The following is a 13,507-nucleotide window of genomic DNA, read 5'->3' as shown; positions in this document are numbered from 1 at the left end:
TTTAATGTTGATGCCACCTTGGCATACTGTGAATGCATATTTATGATTCTGTTATCGTACTTGAATTTTGTTGTGTTTTCACGATATCAGTCCAGTCTTTGAACTGGAATTTGATCTGAACATTTTCGAAATTCCCTGTTGGAAGGTTTGCCGGTAACGAAACCTGCATTTCGCTACGGGTATGGGATTTGATTGTAAGCGGATAATCTTTGCCATTAAGTGTCATAATAACTGCTGTAGGATCAAGTATTACTTTGCTTAAATAGGCTTTGATTGTCCAATCCGTGTTTTTAGCTAGTTTTAAACCTGATAATGTTAAAGCCACATCTGGTTGTCGATAAGTAATCTTGAGCGGATTGGCTAATTTAATGGTATGATTAAGATTGGTCACTTCGACATCGTATATGCCCGCTAGGATATCCGAAGGAATACGATTTTCCCGTTCTGTGCCAGAATAAGATAGTTGATATCCTAAAGGAGAAACTTTTAAACTATTCGGCGTTGGCATCTGAACACGTTGCTTCGTCTCTTGGTTGATGAGTACTATACTGACTAGAGTAGAGTTTGTATGCATGAAAGTTCCGTTTATTGCAGGGAAAGCGGTTCCTGGTCCTTGTGTCAGCGCAATGGAAGATGTTGATGCAAAAGCCGCTTCAAAAGAAGGTGTACTTTGTAATTCAATCTTTAATTTGTAAGTACGTGCTGTTCCTGTTGCGGATTTTACAGTATATGTTTTATCCTTTTCATCCGTTTTAACGGGCAGAATCTCTTCCACGATTTTGGCTCCAGATGATACCTGGATTGTAGGATCAATTACTAATAATCCATAATAATAGGGTAAGTAAACCGTTATGGTATTTTCCCCATTATCTATAGCACCATAGATAACATCGTCATTCGGGAGGTTGGTCACCTTATATTCCAGTATTTTGTCGCTGGGAAGTAAAGGCAGATCCTCCGTTTTAGTACAGTTACTAAACAGTAACCCTAGGAATAGTATGCTTATAAAAGTGTATATTCTTTTCATTTTATCTAAATATTGAACTATCGTATTTTATGGATATTATTATTTAATTCTTGATTTCAAATTTGGTACTCCCGGATTTCACTAATACATATTGGAAAGTAAAGAATGGTGTGGGTGAAGTTTTATACCAATCTTTTGGATCTAATAAGTCTTTGTAGATGCTCTGAATTTTGATTTTTGCATAATTGCCATTAGCTGTGCGTACTACCAAGGTATGCCCTTCAATTGGATAACAAACATGCTTTTTGTTTTCGGCTCCACCACCTTTGATGTCTCCACCAAAATCATATAGATACCATCCCAGACCTTCTCCAAAAGTTCCAGAGTCATCTGTTCCATAGGCCTTTTCTCCTCTACGGAATTCAGCATCGGAGGGAATATCTATAACATCTTCAAATTTTTTCTTGACTAGGTAAATTCCACCTTTACCAGGTCCACCTACTCCGTATCCATTTGAACTATTATTGCAATTGACAAAACTCCTGTATATCTCTGCGAAAGAAATATCCCAACGTGTTGTCAGCCTATAATCTGGCGTAATAGCCTTATTCTGTTCTAAACTATAATATATAGGCGATTGCTTCGTTGTGGGTAAAGTTCCCGTTGGTAAGTCCTCTCCAAAGTTCTTTACTGAAATTAAGCGATTGAACATTCCTTCTGAAATTTCTGGATTAGGTTCTGGTTCTATTTTAGGATCGCTTTTGCTGCAGGCCCCTAGTAGTGTTAAAAAAACAAATATTGCGATGAATTTTAAGAGGTTATTGCTTGTTGTTATTTTCATTTTTAGTGTTATATATTGTAATACTATAATTTCAATTATTCCTGTGGTTATATGATCAGGTTATTTGATTGCTATCTTTATTTATATTAATTCTAAATAATAGTAAAGGTAATGAGTTTAGCTTATCCATTGTATATTAAAAATGATATTTAATCTATGCTTTTTGCTTTTTAGAGTTTAGCTTTTAAGCTTATTTGTTAGTTGTAATAATCAACAAATACTTCTTGTTAAATAGCTATTAATTAGAAGTTTAATATTTTTTTAAGGATAATCACTAGCCTGTGGATTATTAAGAGATTTGGAATCATTTACTCATTAATACACTATGGTATAATTGCGTTTTTATTTTTATGATATGATCAGCATCTATGAAAATTACTTTACCATAAATATTATTTGATAAAATTTATGGCAGAATATACTATTAACGGATAATTAATTTTCATTTTTTAGAGCGTGTTTGTGTTTAACGCCTTACTACCATCCTCTTGTACATAGTATTTGAATGTATAATAGGGAGCTGGCCAGTTCATATTTGTAACGGCAAATGGATTGCCTTTGTAGGCATTGATAAGTTGTAACTTAGCATATTTTCCATCAGGAAGTCGAATGACATATGTTCTGTTAGGTAGCGCTTGCATAATGTGATTGTTCAGGCTATAACGAAACCACCCATCTGAACCTTCTGATGATGCCCATCCGATTTTGTTAACTTCACTTTTATTAAATTCGTCATCCGAAGGTGCGACGGTGATACTTTGATAGGGCTGTTTAATTAAGATGACTGCGGTATTATTTGCTTCTCCTTGATATCCTGGATTATATTGGTATTGCGAATTGTTGACAAAAACTTCAGAATTATAGGGGCCAGTAAAAGCTAAGTCCCAATCTTTCGTTTTCAGCCATTGAGTCGAATCTGCTTTTGTCTTAATCCAAATTTGTTTCTGATCCTTGAAACGAAATAGAAAAGTATAAAAGTTGCGCTTTTCTTTACCTTCTGTACCATCCCCCATAGAAGCATCGGTATCCCCTGCAAGATCTTTAATGACGATACTCTTACCATCTTCAAGTACAATATTGTATTCCTTATCCTTGCCACATGAGGCAATAAGAAATACGATAACTGTAGAGAAAATACAACGACCTATTTTATGAAAAGAAATCAATATGCTGCATTCAGCTATTATTAGTTTTATCGTATTCATTTTGTAGCAATTTTAATTATAAAACATCTTGAAAGGAGAGCTAGCTAGCATTTAAAACTTAATTGCAGTTCTCCTATGTCTACATGTTATGTGGTTTTGGAAAATTTATTCTTTGATCCAACGATAACTCAGTCCACCCATGATGACACGACCTGGTTGTCCGAGTAAATAGCGGCTAGTAAAATTAAACAGATTATCTCCAATGAGACGAAAAGTGAGTTTTCCTTTCATCAGACTTTTTTCAACGGTCATATTTAAAAGCGTATGGTATGGAATGAAAATATCATTCTTGTCTATGAATTGATTTCCATTGTATTCTTGAAATGGCGTATTTCCTCTGAAATTAATTCTTGCATTGATATTCATATCCCAAGGTTTATATGCGTACTGGGTTTTAAAATTGATCATGTGTCTTGATCTATCTTCAATACCCCAATAGTCTGATTTTTTACTTTGTCGATATTCTCCTGTTTCAGGATTATTGATTTGATTGTAGGGAAAGTTTCCGCTTGCTATACTGTCTAAGACACTTAAATCTTTTGCTATTAAATATTGATAGCCTACAGAGAACTGTAAAACTTTGTTTGCTTGATAAGTAATTGAAGTTTCGAAACCTTTGTTCATCGCCTTCGGCAGATTGCGGTAACTGTAGATCTGAGCAACATTCGTCCCATTCCCGACACTGACCGTATTGATCTGATTATTGATGCGATGATAAAATACGGAAATATCAGCTTGAATTTTTTGACTAGCATTCCATGTTAAACCAATATTATTAGACAGACTAGTTTCCGCTTTTAGATTTCCTGCGACTAAATTCAACATATAACTGTTTTTATAGCTCAATTCACCAGCCACATCCATTGCTGAAATAACATCTGCCACGCGTTCAGTACCAACTACCATATAGTTTGCCGCTGGATTGTAGAATACCTGATAACGCATTTTGTAATCAGGAGCTTTAAATCCTGCCCCAAAACCTGCTTTGGCAACAAGAGTTGAATTAATATGGTATTGTAAACCAAGACTTGGGCTGAGACGACCATTATATACATTCGTTTGGTCATAGCGTAGTCCCAATGTGGTCAGTAGCCTGTCAACCGGTTTCCATTCGGTCTGTAGGTATACAAAACCGGTATTTAGCGATCTTTTAGCATCCAGTTTTTGATCATCCATTACCTCTAGACTTCCACCGATACCGGCAGTAAATTTTAGTTTTGTAATTGGACTATAAGCAAATTGTTGTTCTATGCGATGTACATCTTGACCAAATTCTTCAGCGCCGGCCAATACTCCTTGTTGTAGCCACTGTGCCGCAATTTCTGAGTGAAAACGAGAATAATAATAGCGAGACATACTCCGAATCCCTGATTCAAAGTTATGATCATAACTTGCTGCTATGTTGATGTCCTGATCTTTCTGGGTATCTTTCAATATGGTCTGTTCAGACCAGGCATTGATCATCTTTGATACTCGGCCAGCATACCTCGCCGTAATACCCATTGTTCCATTTTTACTGATACGATAACGTGTGCGTCCTTGAAAACTGTAATTGGTATATGGGGGATAAGTGGTACTATTTGACTGCAGATAGTTTTTGTCGGTATTAAATCCATCAGTCCGGTAGTAGTTCCCGGATAAAACAATACTTCCACGTTGATTGTCAAAAGGTGTTTCAGCTTCTAAAGTTGCATCTACCGTATTTAATGTGCCATATAGAAATGAACTGTGTAGCTGTGGCGTCACTGCACCATGTCGTGTAATGATATTAATAGCACCGCCTAAAGCATCGCTGCCATAGAGACAAGATGAAGCCCCTTTAATAATTTCTATTCGTTCTATATTTGTAACTGAAATTCTTGATAGATCAAAATTTCCACTGTTTCTCCCCAACATGGGCTGTCCATCGACCAATACCATCACATAGTTGCTACTAAAACCCTGTATCTGTACGCCGACAGCTCTTGATCCCCCAGCAATGTCATTGACTATGGCTATCCCTGTTTGTTCTTTCAGTACTTCATCCAGTCGGCGACTACCCATCAATTCGATTTCACGTTTGGTAATAATCTTAACAGGCATAGCTGCATTTTCCGCTTTAATAAGATTGTCTACCGCTTCCAGTTTACGGTTTACTTGTACCTCATCAATATGGCGGTTATCGGTCTCCAATACAATGTTCAGATGTTGTTTTTTATTTTCTAGATCAATGGTTCGTTGGAACTTCTTATAGCCAAGAGCTTGAACTTCTAAATCATAGCTACCTGCATAAAGCTGCTTAAAATAGAAATGGCCCGAAGTGTCTGTCCTTATAGCCTTTTTATCAGGATATAAATAAACCGTTACGTTTGGTATCGCTTTGTTAGATTCGTTTTTTACAGTGCCACTAATCTGTAATTTATCTTGGGCATGAGCTACTATTAAGTTGCATGCACAAAATATCAGGAGAGAACTTATTCGTAGTAAGGATCTTGTTGTAAACACTAGGTTATTTTTAATCAATCTAAATAATATTACAAAAAAAGGCAATTGAATTGAACTTTTCTCTATGAAAACTGGCATTAATTCTATTTAATTCGATTTGATTATATCCTATAATAATTTTTTAATTGATGTATTTGACTGATTTATAGTGGTGTTTGACTTGTTTTTATCTAAAGTACAAGCAAAAGGTAAATTTAAATTAATTTGTATTTAGACTGATTATTGATTTGTTTTGTGTTGAAAAGCGTTAGATAAGTTTTCCTGTCATGATGCGTTTAACTTGAATTAAAGAAAAAAGAATGAGTAGATTTTGCTTTATTATAATAATCCATTGTTTCACATGTTTGCCTTTTAGCGTACATGCACAGCAACGGATTATTACATTGAACAGTTCCATTACTGAGACGATATTTGGATTAGGTGTGGGAAATCGTGTTGTTGCTACCGACGTGACCAGTGTCTCACCTATGGCTGCCGCAGCTTTGCCACGTGTAAGTAAAAATCGTTCAGTTTCAGCAGAAGGATTACTTTCGTTTGAACCGAATATCATCTTAGCAAATGAAGGTGAAGTTCCTGCAGCAATCATTCGACAAGTACGCGCAGCTGGTGTAAAATATATAGCCTTAAAACCCAACTATACAATTCCAGGCGCTTTAAATTATATCCAACAAGTGGCTGATGCCATTAGTCAACCTGAGCTCGGAAAAGGAGTGGTATCCCAAACAAAGTTAAGTCTGAACCGTATTACTGAAGTGGTTAAAAGTGAAAATAAGGGTAAAATTCCTCCAAAAGTTCTTTTTATTTATGCACGCGGTACGGGCACTATGAGTGTCGCCGGTAAGGGGAGTAGTTTAGATGCAATCATCCATTTAGCTGGAGGAAAGAATGCTATTCAAGAGTTTTCTGATTTTAAACCTTATACGACGGAAGCTCTGGTACAAGCTAATCCTGATATTATATTGCTGTTTGATTTTGGAGCAAGTAGCTTAGGAGGTGAAGAAGCGATTTTGAAGTTACCCGGTATGAGAATTACCAATGCAGGAAAAAATAAACGTATTCTTACAATGAATGCTTCTTTATTAGTCAATTTTAGTAATCGGCTACCTGACGCAATTTTGGAATTGCACCGAGGTTTTGTAAGAATAATGGATTCAAAGTAATCGATGTGTATAAAAGACAGAAGCTAATTTTACTGGCACTTGTATCAATTTTAATTGTCGTGTGTATAATTTCCTTGGGATTAGGGGCTTATTTTATTCCCCCCAAAGATATTTTTTCCTTGTTGATGCAAAAAACGCATTTAGCATCAGCAACACCCATCAACAGTATGCATGAGGATGTCATTTTTGAAATTCGATTACCACGCTTATTGCTGGGAATACTTGTAGGTGCAGCATTAGGTATCTCTGGTGCAGCTATCCAGGGAATATTTCGTAATCCATTAGCAGAACCCGGACTCATCGGTATATCATCTGGCGCATCGTTATTTGCGGTCATGATCATTGCTTTTGAAGCACTGGTTTTCACCTCAATTTCAGCTTGGATCGGTTACTATGTGTTAGCTTTTGGAGCGTTTGCAGGTGCAGGTTTAACAGCATTTTTGGTTTATCGTATAGCTAGTAAAAATGGTAAGCCATCCGTAACAACCATGTTATTGGCTGGAATTGCAATTAATGCTTTTGCAGGAGCACTTACGGGCTTGATGACCTATGTCTCGACCGAGCAGCAATTACGTACCATTACATTTTGGTTGCTTGGTAGTCTGGGAGGAGCTACTTGGGAAAATTTGTTGGCAGTTGCTCCGTTTATAATTATTCCCTTAATCTGTTTACCTTTTTTTGGAAAGTCATTAAATGCGTTCGCTCTCGGTGAAATGCAGGCCGATTTATTAGGTGTACAAACCGACCGTATCAAAAGATGGGTTGTAGTCCTTTCAACTTTAGCTGTAGGGGCTTCTGTAGCAGTTTCAGGCATTATCGGTTTTGTAGGCTTGATTGTTCCTCATATTATTCGTCTTATGGGTGGGGCAGATCATCGATTTGTTTTACCTGGATCGTTGCTGTTTGGCGCTTTGGTGTTGACGCTAGCAGATGTTATAGCGCGGGTTTCGGTTGCTCCAATAGAGCTTCCAATTGGCGTGATCACCGCCCTATTGGGAACTCCTTTGTTTTTATATATTTTGATAAAGGAAAAATAATTAGTTCAAATATAGGGTCTGTTATGTTACGTGTAGAGAAACTTAATTACGAAATCAAGGGAAGAAAACTCCTGAAAGATGTTACTTTTCAAGTACGGAAGGGAGAGGTATTGGCTGTGTTAGGTGCCAATGGCGCAGGAAAATCTACTTTGATGGGATTACTCTGCGGAGAAAAGAAACCCTGCTCAGGGAGCATTCACTTAAATGGAAAGCTACTGTCGGATTATACTCCATATATTTTGTCACAATGTAGAGCTTTATTGAGTCAGCAACAGCAAATGACTTTAAGTTTTAAAGTCGATGAAATTGTATTAATGGGTCGTTATCCGCATTATAAAAATGTACCTCAAGCGCATGATCTCGAAGTTGTAGCCGAAACAATGAAACTTTGTGGTGTAGCATCATTTGCAGACCGTGATTTTCTAAGTTTATCAGGAGGTGAACAGCAACGTGTCCATTTAGCTCGGGTCTTAGCACAGATATGGGATAATCCAGATGCACTCTTGCTCTTAGATGAGCCTATTTCAGCATTGGATTTACATTATCAGCAGAAAGTTTTAGGTATTGCCAAAGCATTGGCGCGCAAAGGACTCATGGTTATTTTGATCGTACATGATGTTAATTTTGCAGCTACATATGCCAATCGCATTATGATGCTCAAAAATGGCAGAAAGCTATTTGATGGTACGCCAGTGGAGGTTTTGAATAAGAAAGAAATCTATACTATTTTTTCAGTCGAATCAAATGTGACGATGAATCCAAGAACTTTGAAACCTTATGTTCAACTTGAAGAAATGCATGTTGAATTTGATAGTTATTTAGAAAGATTATAAATAATTTTAATATTCCAGCTTATTTCATTAATTTTAACTGCGCAAAGCTTATTTTAAACTGTAATCATGTTAGTGAAAAGTAAAATAGTAGAGTTGGAAGATTGGCTTTTTGAGGAAGAAATCCCGGACGGTTATGTGCCAGAGAAACCACTGGTTGAAAACAAAACCATTATTGAAATGGGGCCTGTACATATGGAGAATTTTCAACTTTCAACTTCTGGTCTTTTTATATTACATTCTAAAATGAACTTTGATAGACCTGTACAGATCCTCACTGAAATAGAAGGTGAAACGATTACAAGTCAATTTATATTTTTTAAACCAAAAGATGCAAAAATGCCCTATGGCATGAGTAGACATAATATTCGTTACATTCCTTCTGTGCGAACGACCCATCAAGTAGAACCTGGTATTGAATATATTTATTTTATAGCAGTTATATCTAAAGAATATTACCTCAATTTAATTAAGAGAGATTCATTGCTCCATCAACAGTTTGTGCATGAGATCGAAAAAGGGCAATATGCTTCATTTTCTGAAGAAGATCTTGTTGCTACTTACGAAATGCAACATACCATTTCTGAATTAATTGAATCGAAGAAAAAAGGAGAAATAAGAAGATTACATACCGAATCTCGGATTGTTGAATTGCTGATGTACCAATTTGAACAGTACAACGAACAGAAAGGAAATACCGATTCCTTGTTTCATGAGGAAGATATTCAACGGCTTGAAATGGCACGACACATCCTGGAGCAACGTATCGCAAATCCACCGACCCAAAAAGAACTGGCTGCAGAAGTGTTAACCAGTGAAAGTAAACTGCGTAAAGATTTTAAAGAATATTTCTCAGTAACTATTCATGATTATCTAACACGTGTACGTATGGAAAAAGCTAAAAATTATTTGTTAGCGGATAAAAAGACAGTATATGAAGTAGCATTGTTGACGGGGTATGGACATCAAAATAACTTCAGTAGCGCATTTAAAAAATATTACGGTATTTCTCCCGGAGAATTAAAAATGTAAGCACTTTTCAGCTAGACTTTCTTGTACACATGTGATGAGCTGATCTATATCTTATATAGATTTTATTGAGTCATAATAGAGGGTTTCTAGAGGGCTCGTAGAGGTAAAGCTCTATATATCCTCTATTTTATCTCTATGTAATATCTGTATAATTACTTCACTAGTCTTAGTTAAATAGGAGTATATCTTAATGCGTGTCTAACAATATTAAAATCAGACCAGAAGAATGATTTTGGTATTCAAGAAGGAGTACTTTTGATAAGAGACTAAATTTTTAGGTGTATACTTGATGAAGAGATGAAGAATAATACTATAAAGCCTCTTGATTTTTTCAAGAGGCTTTATATTTTACTAGAATTTCCTGTTTTGGAAACCTTTTTTAGAAAAGAAAGTTATAAGAAACTTCTTTTTATTGATTTAAAAACTCGGCAACAAAAGCATCAAATGCTTGTGGGTTTTCTGCCTGCACCCAATGTCCTGCATTAGGGATTGTTTTTATTATGGCTTTTGGAAACTGCTTTTCGATAGTTGCTTTGTCTTCGGGCAGGATGTATTGTGACTTTTCACCAGCCAAAAATAAAGTAGGTCCTTTAAATATACCTGATTTGACACCTACTGTGATAAACGAAGTGTATTTACCTTTCAGAACGTCTAGATTGAAGCGCCACCCTAGACTTCGGTCTTCTTTGATATACACGTTCTTTAATAAAAACTGGACAACTCCTGGTTCTTTAATATAGTGCTCAAGTGCTATCTGTACATCTTTACGATTTTCGACAGTTTCAATATTAACGGCACTTAGTGCATTGAATATATCTTCATGATGCGGAGGGTAGGATTTAGGGGCAATATCAGCTACAATCAATTTAGCTACTTTTTCAGGATGATCTATAGCAAATTGCATGGCAACTTTACCACCTAATGAATGTCCAATAAGATCAATTTGATCCGCTCCAATGGATGCGATATAGGCAGATAGATCATCAACCATAACTTCGATAGACATCTCTTCACTATGAAAACTGCGCCCATGATTACGAAGGTCCAAAAGATGCACTTGTCTTTTTTCTCCAAAATTGCGGCCAAATGTTCCCCAATTATCGGACATGCCAAATAAGCCGTGTATAACTACTAACGGGATACCCGCGTTTTCTGCTCCATATATCTTGCTGTACTGTAGTTCTTCCAATGTATATTCTGTTTTAATGAGTCTTTTGTTATTGATTCAAAATTACAAAAAATAAATTTTATAGGCTTAAATGTGATAGGAATACCTATAAGGAATGAATATATCTATCTGCAAAAGATTAAATGTAGCTTTGTAAGAATAGTTTTATTAGAACTTATAGACATTAGATATAGAGCATAAATGATAACAGCATTTTTTCGTGATTTTGGAATTTTTTCGGAAGAGGATATAGCACAAGTTATTCAACTTTTTACGATCAGAAAGTTGAGTAAAGGAGATTATTTTGCACGTGAACACGAAAAAAGTAATGAAGTTGCATTTATTCAATCGGGAATCTTTCGTTCCTTTTATACGACTCCAAATGGTGACGATATTACCTATTGTTTTCGATTTCCGAATGATTTGATGGCTGCCTATTCTTCTTTTATAACTGGTGGTCCAAGTGTAGAGGCCATACAGGCTATTGTGCCGACAGAATTATATGTGATTCAGAAAAATAAACTTGATCAATTGGTTCTTGAGAAGCCGATATGGACTATGTTTCTTAAGATTATAGCAGAACAGCAATATCTAGAATTGGAAAAACGAGTTTTTCAATTGCAGAAGGAAACTGCCGCCCAACGTTATGCATCGTTGCTCAAAAATCAACCAGAATTTATCTTGCAAATCCCATTACATTATCTCGCTTCCTACCTTGGTATTACGCAAAGACATCTGAGTCGTATACGAAAAGAGATTACTTTTTAGTCACCAATGTGATGTTGATTTATCAATGTGACCTTAGTGAATAAAAAGTAATCACTAAGGTTTAGATAGGTATATTAATAATTTTTAGAAACTTATTATAGCTATTCCTTGTCTTGTATCTTTGAATATAGATTACCTCTTATCTTATGTTAAAGGGCCAGATTTATAGTGATAATATCTGGCTCGTTTTGTTTTTATTATAAATTTATCTTTAAGCCTGCAGATGCATAGGCAGATGCTCTGTAATAATATTCTTTATCTTGAAACATACTTTTCAATGTTCTATCTGTGATCTGAGCTGGTCGCCAAACATTCATTCCAACGGTTAGCGGTATTGATATGTTTTTTCCTATTTTTATTTCTGGGCGAAAACCCGTAATCATATATAAATGTGAAAACATTTTATCTTTTCCTTCTTGCTGTAGTAGTGCTGTCTGTCCATTCATTTCTGCGATAAGATTTAATCGGAAATTTTTCGTCAAATCATATCCTACCGACATCTCTAATCCTTGCATAAGAGCTATCTTTAAAGCATATTTCCCCTCAGTTTTCCAGTTGAGATAAAGGGCGGGGAAGACCATTGGGAAACCAAAAGAATTGTTGACCATAATACCACCACCTAAATCCAAATTTGGTTTTAAGTGACGAATGAAAACAGTTCCGACATTGCCAAGTACATTTTTGAATCCTGCTTGTGAAAAATCAGTATTAGACATAAAAATACCTCCACCGATAGTCGCTAGTATAGACCACCGGTCGTTCAAAGGTCTCAAATGAGTTAGATTCATCCCAATATTTAATATTTCATCTACGACTAAGGGCGCTGTAAAGTTTTTATTGTCCAGCTTTGCATAAGCACCATTCGCACTTATAGCCCAGAGTGTGGGACGTTTATTTTCGTTCAATTTTAAAGATAGAGGAATCGTAATGTTAGCCTGGTGAACCATAGCAGCACCTTGGCTATCACCTACTTTTTCGCTTTTTTCGTTCTCTGATTTTCGGTAGTCCGATTTTCCAATATATTCGGTTTTCATTTCTATTTGTACTTGTGCATCCACAAATTGGCAGGAAATAACCATTATAAATGCGAAAAGCACTGTTTTTTTAATTTCAAAATTTCTGATCATATGAAGTATTTAATTTTTATTAAGACAATTGGTAGGTACTTTACCCTTTATTTTTATTTCCAACGGCGATGTGTCCACAACCACCAACTAGGGTCTTTTTGTATGCTTTTTTCCAGCATGGACGCAAATTGCTTAGTTATCAATCCTTCTGAAGTTGCTGCTGCATGATCACATATCGGTATAATATCAAGTTCCCACTCTAGTTTATTTAAAGGTTGTAAGGAAACATATCCTACAGATGTATTTAGTTGCCTTGCTAGCTTTTCTGCACCAGAAAACATGAAGGTAGTTTGCTGTAAAAACTCAACAGCAATTCCATTGTCATGTCCAGGAAATTGATCTGCAATAAAAAATGTAATGGAAGGAGTTTGTTTTTCCCGTAAAAGTATCCTTAAAGCATGTTGAGCAGGCAACAGGCGCATACCATGCTTGGTCCTTTTTTTATAACTTAAATAATTTAAAAATCTGTTTTTTAAAGGTTTATATAGAGCTTGTGTAGGCATGTTGGTAAATTGTGGTATTTTCGTTATCAGTTCCCAATTTCCGTAATGACCTAATAATAGTATAGCTTGACTTCGTTGTTTTTGGAGCCTATTGATCGTTTCAAGGGCTGATTCTGATAAATGTAATTTTACCGGACGAGGATGAAAATTTTCCCATATAATACGGGCAAGATTTTGGTAGAAATTATGACGATGTATGTTAATTTCCTGATAGGACAAGTGAGGGAAGGCGCGAGCGAGATTTTGTACGCATACGCTTAGCCGATATTTACAAATCTTTCCAATGAAATAACCTAACATATTGATTGTTTTTAATGTTCCGAGAAATTTTAATACTATGCCGTAATTTGTGGAAGAACTAAATCCTGTTATTTCAGTACTTCAA

At 35.8% G+C, this 13,507-nt stretch carries 12 protein-coding genes; 5 read left to right on the top strand and 7 right to left on the bottom strand.

Annotation, left to right across the window (positions count from 1 at the left end; translation table 11 throughout):
* Positions 1 to 40 precede the first annotated feature (40 nt).
* From EDF66_RS11730 to EDF66_RS11715, 4 genes are all read right to left on the bottom strand, one after another.
* A complete protein-coding gene (locus tag EDF66_RS11730; protein ID WP_243656037.1) occupies positions 41 to 1,027 on the bottom strand; it encodes a hypothetical protein in 987 nt (328 codons plus the stop codon).
* A 43-nt stretch (positions 1,028 to 1,070) separates the two neighbouring features.
* Positions 1,071 to 1,808: an HmuY family protein gene (locus EDF66_RS11725; protein WP_132842833.1), complete on the bottom strand. Its 738-nt coding sequence runs from the start codon at positions 1,806 to 1,808 to the stop codon at positions 1,071 to 1,073.
* Positions 1,809 to 2,257: 449 nt separating this feature from the next.
* Entirely contained in the window at positions 2,258 to 3,013 is a 756-nt protein-coding gene (locus EDF66_RS11720; protein WP_132842832.1) for an HmuY family protein, read from the bottom strand.
* A gap of 105 nt (positions 3,014 to 3,118) precedes the next feature.
* Entirely contained in the window at positions 3,119 to 5,497 is a 2,379-nt protein-coding gene (locus EDF66_RS11715; RefSeq protein ID WP_310438266.1) for a TonB-dependent receptor, read from the bottom strand.
* A gap of 299 nt (positions 5,498 to 5,796) precedes the next feature.
* Between EDF66_RS11715 and EDF66_RS11710 the strand changes: the two genes are divergently transcribed.
* The 4 genes from EDF66_RS11710 (at position 5,797) to EDF66_RS11695 (ending at position 9,556) form a co-directional block, all read left to right on the top strand.
* Positions 5,797 to 6,657 carry a hemin ABC transporter substrate-binding protein gene (locus EDF66_RS11710; protein ID WP_132842828.1) on the top strand — a complete coding sequence of 287 codons (861 nt, stop codon included), beginning with the start codon at positions 5,797 to 5,799 and terminating at the stop codon, positions 6,655 to 6,657.
* A 5-nt stretch (positions 6,658 to 6,662) separates the two neighbouring features.
* Positions 6,663 to 7,694: a FecCD family ABC transporter permease gene (locus EDF66_RS11705; RefSeq protein ID WP_132842827.1), complete on the top strand. Its 1,032-nt coding sequence runs from the start codon at positions 6,663 to 6,665 to the stop codon at positions 7,692 to 7,694.
* A 23-nt stretch (positions 7,695 to 7,717) separates the two neighbouring features.
* Positions 7,718 to 8,527 (top strand): heme ABC transporter ATP-binding protein, encoded by an 810-nt coding sequence (locus tag EDF66_RS11700; RefSeq protein ID WP_021187834.1) that lies wholly within the window; start codon positions 7,718 to 7,720, stop codon positions 8,525 to 8,527.
* A 66-nt stretch (positions 8,528 to 8,593) separates the two neighbouring features.
* Positions 8,594 to 9,556, top strand: a complete 963-nt coding sequence (locus EDF66_RS11695) for a helix-turn-helix transcriptional regulator (protein WP_132842825.1) — start codon at positions 8,594 to 8,596, stop codon at positions 9,554 to 9,556.
* 409 nt (positions 9,557 to 9,965) lie between these two features.
* On the opposite strand, the gene EDF66_RS11690 is transcribed toward EDF66_RS11695, so the two are convergent.
* Positions 9,966 to 10,745: an alpha/beta fold hydrolase gene (locus tag EDF66_RS11690; protein WP_132770860.1), complete on the bottom strand. Its 780-nt coding sequence runs from the start codon at positions 10,743 to 10,745 to the stop codon at positions 9,966 to 9,968.
* Positions 10,746 to 10,925: 180 nt separating this feature from the next.
* Here EDF66_RS11690 and EDF66_RS11685 point away from each other — a divergent pair, with 180 nt between their 5' ends.
* Positions 10,926 to 11,492: a Crp/Fnr family transcriptional regulator gene (locus tag EDF66_RS11685; RefSeq protein WP_132842824.1), complete on the top strand. Its 567-nt coding sequence runs from the start codon at positions 10,926 to 10,928 to the stop codon at positions 11,490 to 11,492.
* A 197-nt stretch (positions 11,493 to 11,689) separates the two neighbouring features.
* On the opposite strand, the gene EDF66_RS11680 is transcribed toward EDF66_RS11685, so the two are convergent.
* Both EDF66_RS11680 and EDF66_RS11675 read right to left on the bottom strand, forming a co-directional pair.
* On the bottom strand, positions 11,690 to 12,619 hold the full coding sequence (locus EDF66_RS11680; protein ID WP_243656036.1) for a DUF6268 family outer membrane beta-barrel protein: 930 nt from the start codon (positions 12,617 to 12,619) through the stop codon (positions 11,690 to 11,692).
* Between the two features lie 53 nt (positions 12,620 to 12,672).
* The gene (locus EDF66_RS11675; protein WP_132842822.1) at positions 12,673 to 13,422 is read right to left on the bottom strand and encodes a lysophospholipid acyltransferase family protein; all 750 of its coding nucleotides are present in this window, start codon (positions 13,420 to 13,422) and stop codon (positions 12,673 to 12,675) included.
* Positions 13,423 to 13,507: the final 85 nt, after the last annotated feature.

This window comes from Sphingobacterium sp. JUb20 (assembly GCF_004342035.1).
In the GTDB taxonomy this organism is placed as follows: domain Bacteria; phylum Bacteroidota; class Bacteroidia; order Sphingobacteriales; family Sphingobacteriaceae; genus Sphingobacterium; species Sphingobacterium anhuiense.
Note: the sequence above shows the minus strand (reverse complement) of the source record. Positions and strands in the feature narration are given on the sequence as shown.

What these genes read in the sequence shown, in the direction of transcription:
- EDF66_RS11730 (WP_243656037.1), bottom strand. Translation starts at nt 1,027, where the DNA reads ATGAAAAGAATATACACTTTTATAAGCATACTATTCCTAGGGTTACTG.
- EDF66_RS11725 (WP_132842833.1), bottom strand. Translation starts at nt 1,808, where the DNA reads ATGAAAATAACAACAAGCAATAACCTCTTAAAATTCATCGCAATATTT.
- EDF66_RS11720 (WP_132842832.1), bottom strand. Translation starts at nt 3,013, where the DNA reads ATGAATACGATAAAACTAATAATAGCTGAATGCAGCATATTGATTTCT.
- EDF66_RS11710 (WP_132842828.1), top strand. Translation starts at nt 5,797, where the DNA reads ATGAGTAGATTTTGCTTTATTATAATAATCCATTGTTTCACATGTTTG.
- EDF66_RS11700 (WP_021187834.1), top strand. Translation starts at nt 7,718, where the DNA reads ATGTTACGTGTAGAGAAACTTAATTACGAAATCAAGGGAAGAAAACTC.
- EDF66_RS11695 (WP_132842825.1), top strand. Translation starts at nt 8,594, where the DNA reads ATGTTAGTGAAAAGTAAAATAGTAGAGTTGGAAGATTGGCTTTTTGAG.
- EDF66_RS11685 (WP_132842824.1), top strand. Translation starts at nt 10,926, where the DNA reads ATGATAACAGCATTTTTTCGTGATTTTGGAATTTTTTCGGAAGAGGAT.
- EDF66_RS11680 (WP_243656036.1), bottom strand. Translation starts at nt 12,619, where the DNA reads ATGATCAGAAATTTTGAAATTAAAAAAACAGTGCTTTTCGCATTTATA.
- EDF66_RS11675 (WP_132842822.1), bottom strand. Translation starts at nt 13,422, where the DNA reads ATGTTAGGTTATTTCATTGGAAAGATTTGTAAATATCGGCTAAGCGTA.